This window comes from Gemmobacter aquaticus, assembly GCF_007859075.1.
In the GTDB taxonomy this organism is placed as follows: Bacteria; Pseudomonadota; Alphaproteobacteria; order Rhodobacterales; family Rhodobacteraceae; genus Gemmobacter; species Gemmobacter aquaticus.
The window spans coordinates 111,187-127,111 of sequence record NZ_VOAK01000026.1 but is presented as its reverse complement, the minus strand read 5'-3'; the positions used below and the strand labels follow the sequence as shown (position 1 = coordinate 127,111).

Below are 15,925 nucleotides of genomic sequence, written 5' to 3'. Positions count from 1 at the left end.
AGCATGACCCAATCCCAAAGGCCGTCGCCCATCTCGGCGACGGTGGACTTTGACGCAGACGGCGTGCAACACGGCTTTCTGCGCCTGCCCTACAGCCGCGACGATGCGGCGTGGGGTTCGGTGATGATCCCGGTCACGGTGGTGAAAAACGGCAAGGGCCCCACGGCCCTTCTGACCGGTGCCAACCACGGCGATGAATATGAAGGGCCCATCGCGCTCTTCGATCTGGCGCGCAGCCTGCGCGCCGATCAGGTGTCGGGTCGGATCATCATTCTGCCTGCCATGAACCAGCCCGCCTTTGCGGCGGGCACCCGCACCTCGCCCATCGACCGGGGCAACATGAACCGCAGCTTTCCGGGCCGCCCCGACGGCACGGTGACCGAAAAGATCGCCGACTACTTCCAGCGCGTCCTTCTGCCGATGGCCGATGTGGTTCTTGACTATCATTCGGGCGGCAAGACACTGGACTTCCTGCCGTTCTGCGCCGCCCATATCCTGCCCGACAAGACGCAGGAGGCCGAGGCCTTTCGCCTCGTGCGGGCCTTTGGCGCCCCCTACAGCGTCAAGATGCTCGAGATCGACGCCGTCGGCATGTATGACACCGCCGCCGAGGAGATGGGCAAGGTCTTTGTCACCACCGAACTGGGCGGCGGCGGCACCGCAAGCGCGCGCACGGCGGGCATCGCGTTGCAGGGCTGCCGGAACCTGCTGATTGCGGCGGGCATCCTGAAGGGTGAACTCGCGGCAGCGGGCACGCAATGGCTCGACATGCCCGATGGCGACTGCTTTACCTTTGCGGAAGACGCGGGGCTGATCCGCTTTCTGGCAGACCTTGGGGACAGGGTCGCCAAGGGGCAGGTCATCGCGATGATCTATCCGACGGGCCGCACCGGGCTTGATCCGATCGAGTTGCGCGTGCGTCGGTCGGGCCTGTTCACGGCGCGGCACTTCCCCGGACTGGTCAAGCCGGGCGATTGCGTGGCGGTTATCGCCGAAGAAATAGCGGGCTGAGATCCGCGAAAGGGACCACATGGCCGGGCTGACACTGCGCGACACGGGATTGGCAATTCTGGTCTCGCTGATCTGGGGGATGGGCTTTGTCGTCGCAAAGGGCGGGATGTCGCATTTCCCGCCCATCCTGCTGATGGCCCTGCGGTTTTCGATCACGGCTGTCGCACTGGTCTGGTTCATGGGCCCGGTCGGCAGCAATCTGCCGCGCCTTGCGCTGATCTCGGTTGTGGGCGCATCGCTGCAATACTCGCTGACGTTCTCAGGCGTGAACGGGCTGGGCGCGGGGCTTGCCGCGCTGGTCGTTCAACTGGAGGTGCCCTTCCTCGTCATCCTCGGCGCGCTTTTGCTGGGAGAGCGGCCCACCGCGCGAAAGTGGCTGGGTATCCTGATTGCGTTTGCCGGTGTTGGCGTCATCGCCTCGCAGGAACAGTTCTCGGGCTCGATGGTCTCGATCCTGCTGGTGATGAGCGGGGCGCTGACATGGGCCTTCGGTCAGGTTCTGGTGCGCCGCCTGACGGGCATGACCGGGCTTTCGGTCACCGCCTGGATTGCCGTTCTGGCAGCACCGCAGCTCTTCATCCTGTCGGCGCTGTTCGAGACGGGGCAGATCGAGGCAATCCGTACCGCCGGGCCCGGCGCCTGGTCTGCCGCGATCTATCTTGGTCTTGTCATGACCGCACTGGGCTATTTCCTTTGGAACAGCCTTCTGCTGCGGCAAGAGGTGGGACGCGTCGCCCCTTTCCTGCTGCTTCTGCCGGTATTTTCGGTGATCGGCGGCATCCTGTTTCTGGATGAGGCGATCACATTGCCCCGCCTGATCGGTGGCGCGATCGTCCTTTCGGGCGTGGCACTGATCACGATCGCGTGGCCCACAGCGACCAAGGCCCAGCCCGACCAGCCGACCACCGGCGATCAGACCGGAACCTGAGCGCTGCCGCCGCGGTCAGCGCAGGCGCTGGCCCGCCGCATCAAAGTGGAAGGCGCGGCTCTGGTCGATCTCCAGCCCCACCGCCTCGTCGACCTCATACTGATGCTCGCCAAACAGGCGCACGGTCAGCAGGCCATGGGTGTCGGTGTTCACATAGACCAGCGTCTCGCCGCCCAACTTCTCGACATGGCTGACACGACCCGGGATCTGCCCTGCCCCACGGCTCAGCCGCAGATGTTCAGGGCGGATGCCCAGCGTATCCGATTGCAGACCGAGCGCGCCGGACTTGAGGAAGTTCATCTGCGGACTGCCGATGAAGCCTGCAACAAAGGTGTTGTCGGGGTCATTGTACAGATCCATCGGCCGGCCCACCTGCTCGACCTTGCCCGCGCGCAGCACGACGATCTTGTCGGCCAGCGTCATCGCCTCGACCTGATCATGGGTCACATAGATCATCGTGGCGCCCAGTTCGCGGTGCAGGCGCGCGATCTCGATCCGGGTCTGCACCCGCAGCGCGGCATCAAGGTTCGAGAGCGGCTCGTCGAACAGAAAAAGCTTCGGCGTGCGCACGATGGCGCGCCCGATGGCGACCCGCTGGCGCTGCCCGCCCGAAAGCTCGGCCGGCCGGCGTTCCATCAGCGCGCCCAGCGACAGCATCGCCGCCGCCTTGTCCGTCGCCTGCGTGATCTCGGCCTTGGGCACCCCCGCCTGCTTCAGCGCAAGCCCCATGTTGTCGCGCACCGAAAGATGCGGGTAGAGCGCATAGCTCTGGAACACCATCGCGATTTCGCGCTTGGCGGGCGCCAGGTCGTTGATCCGCACGCCGTCGATCTTCACATCGCCGCCGCTGACATCCTCCAGCCCCGCGATCATCCGCAGAAGCGTGGACTTTCCACACCCCGAAGGGCCGACAAAGACGCAGAATTCGCCATCGTTCACTTGCAGGTCGACGCCCTTGATCACATCGGTCGAGCCGAAGGATTTGGCGACATTGGTCAGGGTCAGTGCGCCCATGGGTTCCTCAGAGTTTAACGGGTTGGCCGCGGCGCACACTCTCATCCGCTGCGAGGCAGATGGCGAGCGACCGGACGGCATCGGTCATGTGACGGGAAAGGTCGATATCCTCGGCGATGGCCTGGGCGACAAACGCCTGCTCGCGATCGCAAAGTGCCTGATGGCCGGGCTCGTCGGCCATCGACAGGTCTTCATCCCCGATCCCGGCACGGTGGATGCGCAGGGTCGAGGTCTTTGTATGGGTGTCGATGTCATCCGACCGCGCGTCCTGCGGCATACGGATCGACACGGCGCCGCGAGGGCTGACGACATCCTTCACAAAGAATGCCGTGTCCGACATCATCGGCCCCCAGCCTGCCTCGTACCAGCCGCAGGAGCCGTCCTCGAACAGCACCTGAAAATGGCCGTAGTTGTACATGTCGGGCGCGATCTCATCCGACAGACGCAGCCCCATGCCCCGCACCTCCACCGGCGCGGCATCGGTGATCTGCAGCATCACATCCACATAATGGACCCCGCAGTCGACGATGGGCGACGTGGTCTGCATCAGCGCCTTGTGTACCTCCCAGGTCGGCCCCGAGGATTGCTGGTTCAGGTTCAGCCGGAACACATAGGGCCCGCCAAGCGTGCGCGCCTCGGCAATCAGCCGCTGCCAGCTTGGGTGGTGGCGCAGGATGTACCCAACCACCAGTTTGCGGTTCAGTCGTCGGGCCGCCTCGACCACACGTTCGGCATCGGCCACGGTGGTCGCCAAAGGCTTCTCGACGAACACATGCGCCCCAGCCTCCATCGCGGCCACGGCATAGTCCGCATGGCTGTCGGAATAGGTCGCGACGCACACCAGATCAGGCGTGGTTTCCGCCAATGCCCGCGCGTAATCCGTGAAAAGCGGATAGACTTGCAGCTCTTCGGGCAAATCGCGCGCGGTGCGGTTGACCAGCCCGACAATCTGAAACCTGGGGTCCTTGTGATAGGCCAGCGCATGGCTCTGCCCCATATTCCCCAGACCGGCGACAAGAACACGGATCATTTCACGGCTCCTGCAGTAATGCCGCGGATCAGCTGCCGCGAGAAGACGAGATAGAGCACCAGCACCGGCAGAATGGCCAGAGAGAGGGCCGCCAGCACCGCGTTCCAGTTGGTGACGAACTGCCCTATGAACACCTGCGCGCCCAGCGTGACGGTCTTGGTCGCCTCGGATGGCGCAAGGATCAGCGGAAACCACAGGTCGTTCCAGATCGGGATCATGGTAAACACCGCAACCGTCGCCATGGCCGGCCGCACTAAGGGCAGCACAAGGCGGAAGAAGATGGTGTACTCGCTCAACCCATCAATCCTTCCTGCATTCTTCAGATCGGCCGAAACGCTGCGCATGAACTCTGACAGGATGAAGACGGCCAACGGGATGCCCTGCGCGGTATAGACCAACACAAGCGCCGTCAGCGTGTTCACCAGCCCCGAGGCCACCATCAGCTGAAGGATCGCAACCGTACCCAGACGGATCGGGATCATGATCCCGAGCGCCAGATAAAGCCCCATCAGCGTATTGCCCTTGAACCGATACTCAGACAGCGCAAAGGCGGCCATCGCACCGAAGAGCAGGACGAAGAACAGGCTTCCCACGGTCACAGTCAGCGAGTTCAGGAAGTACTGGAAGAAGTCGCCCTGGGCCAGAACGGTCTGATAGCCGACCAGATCGAAGTTCCCCGGCGTGGGCAAGGCCAACGGGTCGGCAAAAATCGCCCGGCGTGACTTGAAGCTGTTGATGACGATCACGAAAACCGGAAACAGCGCGATCACCGTGTAAAGGATCAGGATCGCATGGGCCGCGATGCTGCGAGCGGGCGAATGACGTGCTTGGGACATGGCGGGGCCTCAGAACTGATAGCGGCGCAGCCGCGTCTGGATGGCGAAGAGATAGAAGCAGACGCCGACAAGGATGATGCCGAACATCGCCGTCGCAATTGTCGCGCCCATGTGGGGGTCGCCCAGTTGCAGCTGGAAGCCAAAGAAGGTGCGGTAGAGGAAGGTGCCAAGGATATCTGTCGCGAAATCCGGCCCTGCCAGCGCGCCCTGGCTCACATAGATCAGGTCAAAGGCGTTGAAGTTGCCCACAAAGGTCAGGATCGAGATGATCCCGATCGAGGGCAGGATCAGTGGCAGCTTGATCTTCCAGAACTGCGACCATCCGGTCACGCCATCCATCTCGGCAGCCTCGATCACCTCGTCGGGGATCGAAAGCAGGGCCGCGTAGATCAACATCATGGGAATGCCCACGAACTGCCAGACCGACACAAGCGCAAGCGTGGTCAGCGCATATTCCTCTTTCCCGAGCCAAGGGGCGAACAGGCTCTTCAGCCCCACCGCATCCAGCATGCCCGGCGCGATACCCCAGATCGGGCTCAGGATCAGCTTCCAGACGAAGCCCACAATGACAAAGCTGAGGATCGTCGGGATAAAGATCGCCGTTCGGTAAAACGCGGCCATCCGCAGCCGCGGAGAGGACAGGATCGCCGCCAGCAGCACACCCACCGGGTTCTGCACCAGCATATGGACCACAAAGAACCAGGCGTTGTTGCCAAGCGCGTTCCAGAAACTTTCGGACCAGCGGGGGTCCCCAAAGAGCGTGGCGAAGTTGCGCAACCCCACGAACATGCGCTCCCCTGCCTCGGACAGGTTGAAGAGCGACAGGTTCAGCGTGCCAAACAGCGGCACGATCATCAGCGCGGTATATACGAGCACCGCGGGCGCCAAAAATACCGCGATATGCCAGCGAACGGCTCTCCGCTGCGCCATGGTCCCCTCCATCATTCTGGTCAAAATACCTTCGGGGGGTTCCGGGGGGCAGACTGCCCCCCGGTCCCGGTCTGGCAAGCCGCGCTTACTTCTGCGGCTCGTACCAGCTGGCCAGGCCCTCTTGCAGGCGCTTGGCGGCATCTTCAGGCGTCTCGGTGCCCTTGATCACATTGGCACTGGCATTCCACGTCTCGTTTTCCAGGTTCGGCGTGCCGCGCGACAGGACCTGATAGGTGGAACGGATCGTGGGCTTGCAGACCTCGCGCCAGCCGACGATCTCCTTGGCCAGCGGGTCCTCCATGGTCACCGGGGTCGAGTTCAGCGCAAAGAAGCCCGGCAGCGCATTGGCATAGAGGTTGGCGAATTCGGCCGTGCCGACCCATTCGAGGAACTTCTTGGCCTCTTCAGGATGCGCCGATTTCGCGTTCAGACCCATGGCGATGTCGGTGTGGTCGCTGATGTAGCACTCATCCCCCTCGGCCGCGACCGGCGGCGGGAAGGCGCCCATCTTGAACTGTGCCTGGGTATTGAAGCCCGAGATTTCCCACGAACCGGCCGGATAGATGGCGGCGCGTCCCAGCGTGAACAGGTTCTGGCTGTCGGGATAGGTCTGGGCCTCGAACCCGTCGCCCAGATAGTCCTTCCACTTGGCAAGCTGGCGGAACGGGGCAACCCACTGCTCATCGGTCAGCTTGCTGGTACCGGCGATCAGCGCCTTGCGGCCCTCTTCGCCCTTCCAGTAGTTCGGGCCGATGTTGTTGTAGCCCATGGTCGCGGCTTCCCACTGATCGTTGGTGCCCATCGCCATCGGGATATAGGTGCCGTCCGCCTTGATCTTGTCGAGCGCGGCAAAGAACTCGGCCTCGGTCTTGGGCACTTCGATGCCCAGTTCGGCAAAGGCGTCGGCATTGTAGATGAAGCCGTGGATCACCGAAGCCATCGGCACGCAGAAGGTGGAAGCGGCGTCATCGGTCTGCCAGGCCGACTTTGCGACGTCCGAGAAGTTTGCCATCGCGGCGAGCGAGGTCAGATCGGCAAGCTGGCCCTTCTTGAACAGGTCAAGCGAGGCGTCGAAGGGACGGCAGGTCACCAGATCGCCCGCCGAACCCGCATCCAGCTTGGAGTTCAGCACGGCGTTGTATTCAGCCGGCGCCGAGGGGGCAAAGACGACCTTGATGCCGGGGTTGGCCGCCTCGAACACCGGGATCAGCTTTTCCTGCCAGATGGCAAGGTCGTCGTTGCGCCAGCTTTCGATCGTCAGCGTGACATCCTCGGCCATCGCCGCGCCGGACAGCACGGTGCTGGCGAGCAGCGCAAGTTTCATCGTTCGGATCATGTCAGTCTCCCTGTTTGCGTGCCTCTATCGGGCCCGGTGGTGTAAATTCAGTCGATCAGGTCAGCGAGATGCCCACCCGTGCGTTCCAGCGCCTTATGGGCGTCATCCGGGCTATGGCCACGCGCGACAAGGATCGCGGGCTTCACTGCCCCATGCGTCTGTTGAAGCGCTGCCTCGGCTGCGCCACGCGGCACCTGCGCCACGGCGGCCACGATGCGGGCGGCACGGTCCACTAGCTTTGCGTTATCCGCCACGACGTTAACCATATAGCCGTCGTGCACATGTCCCAGTCGTATACCCACCAGCACCGACAGCATGTTGAGCGCCACCTTCTGCGCCGTCGCGGCCCCCATCCGGGTCGATCCCGAGACAACCTCGGGGCCTGTGTCGATCAGAACAGGAATGTCGGCCAGACCCAGAAGCGCCGAGCCAGCCACGTTCGCAAATCCCGCGACCTTGACCCCGCGCGCCCGCGCCGCCTCGGCAGTCGTCAGCGCATAAGGGGTCGAGCCCGAGGCAGAAAGCACCAGCACCATATCGCCGCGCCCCAATCCAGACCGGTCCAGATCGGCCAGCGCCAGGGCCGGGTCATCCTCGACACTGCCTTGCATGTGCAGAAGGGCGGCGGCCCCACCGGCAAAAAGCATCGGCGTCCGCTCGACCGGCAGGCCAAAGGTGCCCGCCAGCTCCAGACAATCCGCCAGCGCCATGAGGCCCGAGCTCCCCGCCCCGGCATAGCCAAGCTTGCCCCCATCCCGCAGCGCCACAGCAGCGGCATCAGCCGCGCGCTCCAGCGCAGGCAAGGCCGGGCGCAGCGCCTCGATCGCCTGGACTTGCGCAGAAAGCAGCGCGCCAAGGACCACTGATGCGTCCCTTGCGTGCAAGCCCTGCGACGCAGGGTGGCGTGCCTCTGTGTTGCGCTCAGTCATATGATTCCCCCATCTGGCAAGAACAATACCAAACTAATACCAATTGTAAAGACAGTTGTTCATGCATCAACTTTTTACCATATTTTTCTGCGTATAAAGTTTGCTCTTCTCATTTGGTATTGTTTTGGTATTGTATTGCCAAAGGGAGTCGCCATGGTGCTTTTTCTGGGAATCGATGGGGGTGGAACCGGTTGCCGCGCGGCGATTGCCGATGCGCACGGCCGGATTCTGGGCGAGGGAACCGCCGGCCCCGCCAATGTGAACACCGACACCGAGGGCGCGCGCCAGAACATTCTTGCGGCCACCAATCAGGCGCTTTCCGGCACCGGCGCCGCGATGGGCGATCTGGTTGCCGCGCTTGGCCTTGCGGGGGCCAATGTCTCTGGCGTGGCGCGCGAGCTGGCCGCCGCCCTGCCCTTCGCGCGGGCCGAGATTGTCAGCGACGCCATCACCGCCGCGCGGGGCGCCCTGGGGCGTCAGGACGGGATCGTCGCCGCGATGGGCACGGGTTCGGTCTTCGCAGTCAGCCGGGATGGCACGTTGCGGCAATATGGCGGTCGCGGCTTTGTGCTGGGCGATGAAGGCAGCGGCGCGGTCCTTGGCCGATCGCTCTTGGCCGAGGCGCTACGCGCGGATGATGGCTTCGCGCCGATGACCCCCCTCTTGCAAGCCGTGCTGGAAGAATTTGGTGGGGCCGAAGGCGTGATCGCCTTTGCTACCCGCGCCCGGCCGGTCGAGTTCGCGGCCTTTGCCCCGCGCGTGGTGGCTCAGGACGACCCCGCCGCGCAGCGCCTGTTTGATCGGGCGGTGGCGGATGTCAGCCTGATCCTTGACGTGCTTCAGAAGGGTGGCGGCCTGCCCGTGGTCTTTCTTGGGGGGCTCGCCTCACACTACGCCGCACGGCTATCGGCGCGGTGGGAGACGCGGGCGCCTTTGGGAACGGGGCTCGACGGCGCCGTGCAGATGGCCCGCGAACTTGCGGAGGGGCTGTGATGGAGGAGTTGTTCTCCCCCGAAGGCTTTGGCGATCCGGGGGCCGGGCCGCTGTATTTGCAGCTTCACCGCCGCATCGCCGATGCCATCGCATCGGGCCGCCTTCGCCCCGGTGACAGCCTGCCGCCGGAACGCGAAATGGCTGCGCTGACGGGCCTCTCGCGTGTCAGCGTGCGCAAGGGGGTCGAGGCGCTGGTCGCATCGGGGCAGCTGGTGCAACGGCGCGGATCGGGCACCTTTGTCGCCCCAAAGGTAGAGCGGCTGGAACAGGCGCTTTCGCTTCTGACCTCGTTCACCGAAGATATGGCGCGCCGCGGCCGCAGTGTTGAGAGCAACTGGATCTCGCGCAGCCTGCATGCCCCGGCACCCGAAGAGGTCATGGCGCTTGGTCTTGGCGCAGGCGACCGGGTCGCGCGGCTGGAGCGGGTACGCAGTTCCGACGGCGTCCCGCTGGCCATCGAACGCGCCTCGCTGCCCGCAAGCATCCTGCCTGACCCCGAGGGCGTGGGCCGGTCTCTTTACGAGGTACTCGAACAGCGCGGACTGCGCCCCGTGCGCGCGGTTCAGCGCATCTCGGCCGCCAATCTGGGCGCCCGGGATGCCGAGCTTTTGCAAGTCACCCCCGGCGTCGCCGGGCTGAAGATCGAGCGTGTCTCCTACCTGCCCTCGGGCAAGGTCGTCGAGTTCACCCGATCCCTCTATCGCGGCGATGCCTATGACTTTGCCGTGGAACTGAAACTCGCGCCGGCCACTTCTGCCGGTTCCGACGAAAGGACAGCGCAATGAGCGAAAGTCACATGGCCCGCGAAGTGGCCGAAATCCCCGAGGCGGCGGCCCGCTTTCTCGATCGTTCGCGCATTGCGGTTGTTGCGGCTGCGGCCGCATTGCGGCGCAAGGACCCCGGACTTGTCGTCACCGTGGCGCGCGGATCGTCCGACCATGCCGCGACCTATCTGAAATATGCAATCGAGCTGGAGGCAGGCATCCCCGTGGCCTCGGTCGGCCCATCAGTCGCGTCAATCTACAAGCGGCCGCTGAAACTTGGCCCGGCCGCATGCCTTGGCATTTCGCAATCGGGCCGCAGCCCGGATATCGTAGAGATGATGAGTGCGGCGGGCGCGGGCGGCGCGCTGACCATCGCCGTCACCAACCACGCCGACAGCCCGATGGCGCAGGCCTCGGCCCATTGCCTGCCACTGCAGGCGGGCGAAGAAAAAAGCGTCGCCGCGACCAAAACCTTTGTGACCAGCGTGCTCGCCGGGCTGTCGCTTCTGGCAGAATGGCAAGAGGATGACGAGCTGCGCCATGCGGTCGCCGATCTGCCAGAGGCGTTTGCCAAGGCGATTGCGCTTGACTGGTCGCCGCTATCAGCCCGGCTGGTTCGGGCGTCGTCGTCCTATGTGCTGGGTCGGGGTCCGGGCTTTGCCATTGCCAGCGAGGCTGCGCTGAAGTTCAAGGAAACCTGCGGCCTGCACGCCGAGGCATATAGTGCCGCCGAAGTGCTGCATGGACCGTCGGCCATTGTGCAGACCAGCTTCCCGGTTCTTGCGCTTGGGGTTGAGGATGCAGCCCTGCCGCAGCTTGTGGCCACTGCCGAACGGCTGGTCGCGCAAGGGGCGGATGTGTTCATCACGGGGGCCGATGTGGCGGGGGCGACGCGGTTGCCATCGGTTCCCGACCTGCATCCGCTGGTGGCGCCACTGGTCACGATCGCGGGCTTTTACGGCTTCATCGAGGCGCTGGCCCGGCGGCGCGGCTTCCACCCCGACACCCCCCCGCATCTGCGCAAGGTGACGGAGACCGTTTGATGACCGCCACCCCCATCGTGCTGGCCGCCGAGCGGGTTTTTGACGGCAGCCGGTTCCTGCCCAACCATGCGGTCGAGATCACGGGGAATGTGATCTCGGACCTGCGACCGGCAACGGACTCTGAGGCTCTGCTCGCCGGGACGATCGCCCCTGCCTTTCTTGATCTACAGGTCAATGGCGGAGGCGGCGTGCTGATCGATGGCGCAACCGATGTGGAAGCGCTGCGTCAGGTCTGCGCCGCACATCTGCGCCTTGGCAGCGCAGGCGTCTTGCCGACGCTGATCACCGACACAGCCGAGGCGACCGCACAGGTGATTGCTTCGGGCATTGCCGCAGTGCGCGCGGGCGTTCCGGGGTTTCTTGGACTGCATCTGGAGGGGCCGCATCTCGACCCGCGCCGCAAGGGCGCGCATGATCCGAAGCTCATCCGCCCGATGCAGGCCGAAGATCTGGCCCGGCTTTGCGACGCCGCGCGCGCCCTGCCTGCGCTGATGGTGACGCTTGCACCGGAATCGGCAAGCCCTGAACAGATCGCGGCACTTTCGGCTGCGGGTGCGGTGGTCAGCCTTGGTCACACCGATTGCAGTTTTGAGGTGGCGCAGGCAGCCATGGCGGCAGGCGCGCGCTGCGCAACCCATCTTTTCAACGCCATGAGCCAGATCGCCAATCGCGCACCAGGGCTGGCCGGGGCGGTTTTGTCCAGCGACTGCGCGGCCGGGCTGATCGCCGATGGCATACATGTCCATCCGGCGGTCATGCGGCTTGCACTCGCCGCACGGCCCGAGGGGATATTCCTCGTCACCGATTGCATGGCCTTTGCCGGAACGGATCAGACAGAGATGCTGCTGAATGGGCGTATGGTGCTGCGCCGCGACGGGCGGCTGACACTGGACGACGGCACCCTCGCAGGCGCGGACCTGACGCTGTCACAGGCCATCGGCCATCTGGTACGCGAGGTTGGCATAGCGCCTGAACGCGCCTTGCGCATGGCTTCGGCCGAACCCGCGCGCGTGATCGGGCAAGCGGACCGGTTCGGCCAGATCGCAATCGGCCGTCGCGCCGATCTGGTCTGGCTGGCCGGGGACTGGACCCTGCAGGGCGTCTGGCACGACGGGCGCGCGGCAAACGAGCCGGCCTTGTTCTCCTAGCGGATCAGGATTGCCCGAAAATCGTTCACGTTTGTCCCTGTCGGGCCAGGCGTGAACAGATCATCCAGTGCCGCAAAAGCCGTGTAGGCATCATTGCCCGACAAGAGCGCCGCGGGATCGTGCCCCAAGGCCCGCAGGCGCGCAGCACTCTCGCCGGTGCCAAATGCGCCGGCATTGTCTTCCGACCCGTCAATACCATCGGTATCGGCTGCGAGCGCCGCGAAAGGCACCCCCTCGGCCGCGAGGGCAAGCGCCAGAAGGAACTCGCTGTTTCGCCCACCGCGCCCCTTGGCGCGCAGGGTCACGGTGGTCTCACCCCCGGAGAGGATGACGACAGGGCGCGAGAATGGACGACCGCGGGCCGCGACTTCGCGCGCGATGGCCGCATGCACCCGCGCGACATCGCGCGCCTCTCCCTCGATCGCGTCGGAAAGGATCACCGCAGGAATGCCCTGCGCCTCGGCCAGCATCGCTGCCGCCTCAAGCGACAGCCGGGCCGAGGCGATGACCTCGACACGGTTGCCCGCAAAGCGCGGATCGCCCGGATCGGGCGCCGCACCCTGATCGCTGGCAAGCCACGCGGCGACCCGGTCGGGAAGATCGATCCGCCAGCTTTTCACCAGCGCCCGCGCGGTGGCGCGATCTGGCAGGTCCGGCACGGTCGGCCCGGATGCGACTTGCGCCGGATCATCCCCCGGCACGTCAGAGACGACCAGACTGACAACCCGTGCCGGATGGCAGGCCAGCGCCAGACGCCCGCCCTTGATCCCGGAGACCTGCTTGCGGATTGCATTCATGACCGAGATCGGCGCGCCAGAGGCCAGAAGTGCGCGATTGAGCGCGGCCTCATCCTCAAGCCCCAGATCACCGGGCGGCGCGGGCAGCAATGCCGAGCCGCCCCCGCAGATCAGGGCGACCACCAGATCATCGGGGCCCAGCCCCCGAACCGCCTGCATGAGCGCGGCACTCGCGGCGAGCCCTGCGGCATCGGGCACGGGGTGCGCGGCCTCCATCACACGGATCGTGCGGGTCGGGCAGCCATAGCCATAGCGGGTGACGACCACCCCCTCCAGCGGGCCGGGCCAGAGCGTCTCGAACGCTGCGGCAAGTTGTGCAGCCCCTTTTCCGGCACCAATCACCACCGTCCGCCCCTTGGGGGGCGCAGGCAGATGCGCGGCAAGGGCCTTCAACGGGTCCGCCGCCGCGACAGCCGCGTTGAAAAGCCCGATCAGAAAGTCGCGATCCTCACCCCTCATAATGCCACATCCGCAACAAAGACGCCGTCGATCCCGCCCTCCAGCTCTGCGACGATCCGGGCACCGATGGCCTGGTGCCGGGCATCCGCCAGATAGGCATCACGCACCGCCACATCGCGAAAGTCGAACCAGAACAGATCGTTGAACCCGCGCACCACCGGCGTCTCGACCGAGACATTGGCAAAACAGCGGAAATCCTCGATCCCCTCAATATGCTCCCGTAGGCCCGCTAGCTCGCCATAAAGTGCCTGCTTCACTGCGTCAGTGGTGCCCGCGCGAAATCGCAAGGCCACGATATGCCTGATCATAGAACTCTCCCTGTCAGAACTGAGGTTTGCGCGTTTCGCGAAGGGCGGCAAGCCAGTCCAGCAGCTTCCGCAACGCGGGGTTTGGTCTACGAAGTTGCGGCCAGACGAGATGATAGGCACCTTCCACTTCGGTATATCCCTCCAGTGGCGCGATCAGGCGACCCGTGCGAAACTCTGCCTCGGCCAGATAGCGCGGCAGCAGCGCCACGCCGAAACCTAGCGCCGCCGCCTCGGCCATCTGTGCATACTGGTCAAACAGCATCCCGCGCAGATGCCCTGCCCGACAGCCCTGCCTGGCAAACCAGTCCTCCCAGGCACCTGGACGACCCTCCAAGTGCAAAAGCGGCAAAGAGAGCAGATCAGACGCCGCAGCTACCGCCTGCGCCAGCGCGCCGGGCGCGCAGGCCGGAATGACGCTTTCCCGCGCAAGCTCAAGATGGTCGGCGCCGGGCCAGTCTGGGCGGCCAAAGTGAATAGCTGCATCGAAGTGCTCTTGTGCAAAATCAAAGGGCGCTAGGCGCGTGCCGAAATTGACGGTAACTTCAGGGTTCTGCGCACAAAATTCACGCAGGCGCGGCAGCAGCCAGTGGCTGCCGAAAGCAGGCAAGACGGCCAGATTTAGGCTGCTACGCTCTCCTGCCGCGCGGATATTCAGGCTCGCCCGCGCCAGATCCTGCAGATAGTCGCGAACCTGCGCGGCGTAGTCGGCGCCGGCCGGAGTAAGGGACAGACCCTTGCCATCGCGATAGAGCAGCGGAACCCCGATCTGATCCTGCAGCGCCTTGAGCTGTCGGCTGACTGCCGAATGGGTCAATGACAACTCTTCCGCCGCAGCGGTTGCTGTTCCAAGACGCTCAACCGCCTCAAGTGCCAGCAGGGAACTGACCGATGGCAGAAATCGACGCGGGGCGATCATGTGAGATTTCCTCCAATATCCTGACCAACATCTCGCTCATTCCTTGAAGCATGAACAGGTAGAATGGCATGAAGGTCATATGCCTAGTGGAAGAAACATGCCTGACGCTGCCAAACACCCCCACGCTACATCCGCCCAGAATCTGGAGGTTTCCGCACATGACCGGATATGCGCGGGCCGCACATGCCTTGGCGGTGCCGCATGATGGTCGAGCCGAACCTCTGGCGCGCGAGCTGTCGCGAAGGCTTTACCGCACCGCCGCTTTCCAGCGATCACTCCGTCGATCTGGCGATCATCGGCGGCGGCTTCACCGGCTGCGCTGCAGCGCTCGAGGCGGCACGCGAGGGGGCAAGTGTCTGCCTGCTAGAGGCCAATACCATCGGCCATGGCGGGTCTGGGCGGAACGTGGGTCTGGTCAATGCCGGTCTCTGGCTGCCGCCCGAGACGGTCATGGCACAGATGGGCGCCGAGGCGGGCACCCGGCTTTGGTCCACCCTTGCCGAGGCGCCGACGCGGGTCTTCGATCTGATCGCGCGCGAGGGGATCGAATGTGAGGCCACGCGAAATGGCACGCTTCACCTTGCCCATTCGCCGCAGGGACTGCGTGACCTGCAAGAGCGGCACCGCCAAGGCCGCGCGCTCGGTGCGCCCCTCGAACTTCTGGACGCAGCCGAAACGGCCCGCCGCACCGGATCAGATGCATTCCACGGAGCGCTTTTTGACCCGCGCGCGGGCACCATCCAGCCGCTCGGCTATGTGCGCGGCCTCGCCCGTGCCGCAGCGACCGCCGGGGCGCGGATCTGCGAACAAAGCCCGGTGCAGTCCGTTCGCCACGATGGCGGGCAATGGATCGTCGTATCCAATGGGCACCCCGTCCGGGCTGCGCGCCTGCTGATTGCCACGAACGCCTATCATCTTGGCCTTGGCCCGATGTTCGAGCCGGCGTTTGTGCCGGTTCACTATTGCCAATACGCCACCGACCCGCTGCCCGACACGGTCAGGCAGGCGATCCTACCGGGGGGCGAAGGGTGCTGGGACACAGCACTTGTCATGTCATCGGTCCGCATGGATCAGGCGGGGCGCCTGATCATCGGCGGCATCGGCAATGGCGATGGCGCCGGCGCGCGGGTCCATGCCGCATGGGCTCGACGCAAGATTGCCGCGCTCTTCCCTGCCCTGCGCGGGATCGCCCTGACCCATGGCTGGAGCGGACGCATCGCCATGACAGGTGACCACATCCCGAAAATCATCGCCTTCGGCCCCGACGCCTATGCCTGTTTCGGCTACTCGGGTCGCGGGATCGGGCCGGGGACGGTGTTTGGCACGCAGGCCGCGCGCGCCCTGCTCAATGGATCGACAAGCCCCCTGCCGGTTGATCCGGTGTCGCGACATGGCGAAACCCTGCCCCAGTTGCGGGCCGCATGGTATGAGGCCGGCGCCGTTCTGACCCATGCCACCGCTGCGCACGGTCAAAGGGGTTAAC

At 64.8% G+C, this 15,925-nt stretch carries 16 protein-coding genes; 7 read left to right on the top strand and 9 right to left on the bottom strand.

What is annotated here, in order from left to right:
* The first annotated feature begins 3 nt into the window (after window positions 1-3).
* Together doeB and FQU74_RS18370 are read left to right on the top strand one after the other, a co-directional pair.
* Entirely contained in the window at window positions 4-1,011 is a 1,008-nt protein-coding gene (gene doeB, locus FQU74_RS18375) for a N(2)-acetyl-L-2,4-diaminobutanoate deacetylase DoeB (protein ID WP_146287928.1), read from the top strand.
* A gap of 19 nt (window positions 1,012-1,030) precedes the next feature.
* Window positions 1,031-1,939, top strand: coding sequence for a DMT family transporter (locus FQU74_RS18370; protein WP_146287927.1), 909 nt, complete (start codon window positions 1,031-1,033; stop codon window positions 1,937-1,939).
* Between the two features lie 15 nt (window positions 1,940-1,954).
* Here FQU74_RS18370 and FQU74_RS18365 read toward each other — a convergent pair whose 3' ends face one another.
* The 6 genes from FQU74_RS18365 to FQU74_RS18340 form a co-directional block, all read right to left on the bottom strand.
* Window positions 1,955-2,953, bottom strand: coding sequence for an ABC transporter ATP-binding protein (locus FQU74_RS18365; protein ID WP_146287926.1), 999 nt, complete (start codon window positions 2,951-2,953; stop codon window positions 1,955-1,957).
* A gap of 7 nt (window positions 2,954-2,960) precedes the next feature.
* Window positions 2,961-3,983: a Gfo/Idh/MocA family protein gene (locus FQU74_RS18360; RefSeq protein ID WP_170246267.1), complete on the bottom strand. Its 1,023-nt coding sequence runs from the start codon at window positions 3,981-3,983 to the stop codon at window positions 2,961-2,963.
* On the bottom strand, window positions 3,980-4,819 hold the full coding sequence (locus tag FQU74_RS18355; RefSeq protein WP_146287925.1) for a carbohydrate ABC transporter permease: 840 nt from the start codon (window positions 4,817-4,819) through the stop codon (window positions 3,980-3,982). The genes FQU74_RS18360 and FQU74_RS18355 overlap by 4 nt, the downstream gene beginning before the upstream one ends.
* A gap of 9 nt (window positions 4,820-4,828) precedes the next feature.
* Entirely contained in the window at window positions 4,829-5,749 is a 921-nt protein-coding gene (locus tag FQU74_RS18350) for a carbohydrate ABC transporter permease (protein ID WP_146287924.1), read from the bottom strand.
* An 85-nt stretch (window positions 5,750-5,834) separates the two neighbouring features.
* Window positions 5,835-7,085 carry an ABC transporter substrate-binding protein gene (locus FQU74_RS18345; RefSeq protein ID WP_146287923.1) on the bottom strand — a complete coding sequence of 417 codons (1,251 nt, stop codon included), beginning with the start codon at window positions 7,083-7,085 and terminating at the stop codon, window positions 5,835-5,837.
* Between the two features lie 47 nt (window positions 7,086-7,132).
* On the bottom strand, window positions 7,133-8,014 hold the full coding sequence (locus FQU74_RS18340; protein ID WP_146287922.1) for an N-acetylmuramic acid 6-phosphate etherase: 882 nt from the start codon (window positions 8,012-8,014) through the stop codon (window positions 7,133-7,135).
* 153 nt (window positions 8,015-8,167) lie between these two features.
* Here FQU74_RS18340 and FQU74_RS18335 point away from each other — a divergent pair, with 153 nt between their 5' ends.
* The 4 genes from FQU74_RS18335 to nagA are packed head-to-tail and all read left to right on the top strand — an operon-like array spanning window position 8,168 to window position 11,962.
* Window positions 8,168-9,007 (top strand): glucosamine kinase nucleotide-binding domain-containing protein, encoded by an 840-nt coding sequence (locus FQU74_RS18335; RefSeq protein ID WP_146287921.1) that lies wholly within the window; start codon window positions 8,168-8,170, stop codon window positions 9,005-9,007.
* The gene (locus tag FQU74_RS18330; RefSeq protein ID WP_146287920.1) at window positions 9,007-9,792 is read left to right on the top strand and encodes a GntR family transcriptional regulator; all 786 of its coding nucleotides are present in this window, start codon (window positions 9,007-9,009) and stop codon (window positions 9,790-9,792) included. Before FQU74_RS18335 ends, FQU74_RS18330 begins: the two co-directional genes overlap by 1 nt.
* Window positions 9,789-10,814 carry an SIS domain-containing protein gene (locus tag FQU74_RS18325; RefSeq protein ID WP_146287919.1) on the top strand — a complete coding sequence of 342 codons (1,026 nt, stop codon included), beginning with the start codon at window positions 9,789-9,791 and terminating at the stop codon, window positions 10,812-10,814. Before FQU74_RS18330 ends, FQU74_RS18325 begins: the two co-directional genes overlap by 4 nt.
* The gene (gene nagA / locus FQU74_RS18320; RefSeq protein ID WP_146287918.1) at window positions 10,814-11,962 is read left to right on the top strand and encodes an N-acetylglucosamine-6-phosphate deacetylase; all 1,149 of its coding nucleotides are present in this window, start codon (window positions 10,814-10,816) and stop codon (window positions 11,960-11,962) included. Before FQU74_RS18325 ends, nagA begins: the two co-directional genes overlap by 1 nt.
* Here nagA and FQU74_RS18315 read toward each other — a convergent pair.
* Genes FQU74_RS18315 through FQU74_RS18305 form a run of 3 tightly spaced genes read right to left on the bottom strand, consistent with a single transcriptional unit; the run spans window position 11,959 to window position 14,442 of the window.
* Complete coding sequence (locus tag FQU74_RS18315; RefSeq protein WP_146287917.1) at window positions 11,959-13,218, bottom strand: glycerate kinase type-2 family protein; 1,260 nt, start codon at window positions 13,216-13,218, stop codon at window positions 11,959-11,961. The two genes, nagA and FQU74_RS18315, sit on opposite strands and share 4 nt — an antisense overlap.
* Window positions 13,215-13,526, bottom strand: a complete 312-nt coding sequence (locus FQU74_RS18310) for a Dabb family protein (RefSeq protein WP_146287916.1) — start codon at window positions 13,524-13,526, stop codon at window positions 13,215-13,217. The genes FQU74_RS18315 and FQU74_RS18310 overlap by 4 nt, the downstream gene beginning before the upstream one ends.
* A 13-nt stretch (window positions 13,527-13,539) precedes the next feature.
* Entirely contained in the window at window positions 13,540-14,442 is a 903-nt protein-coding gene (locus FQU74_RS18305) for a LysR family transcriptional regulator (protein ID WP_146287915.1), read from the bottom strand.
* A 201-nt stretch (window positions 14,443-14,643) separates the two neighbouring features.
* On the opposite strand from FQU74_RS18305, the gene FQU74_RS18300 reads away from it, so the two are divergent.
* Window positions 14,644-15,924, top strand: coding sequence for an NAD(P)/FAD-dependent oxidoreductase (locus tag FQU74_RS18300; protein ID WP_146287914.1), 1,281 nt, complete (start codon window positions 14,644-14,646; stop codon window positions 15,922-15,924).
* Window position 15,925 lies beyond the last annotated feature (1 nt).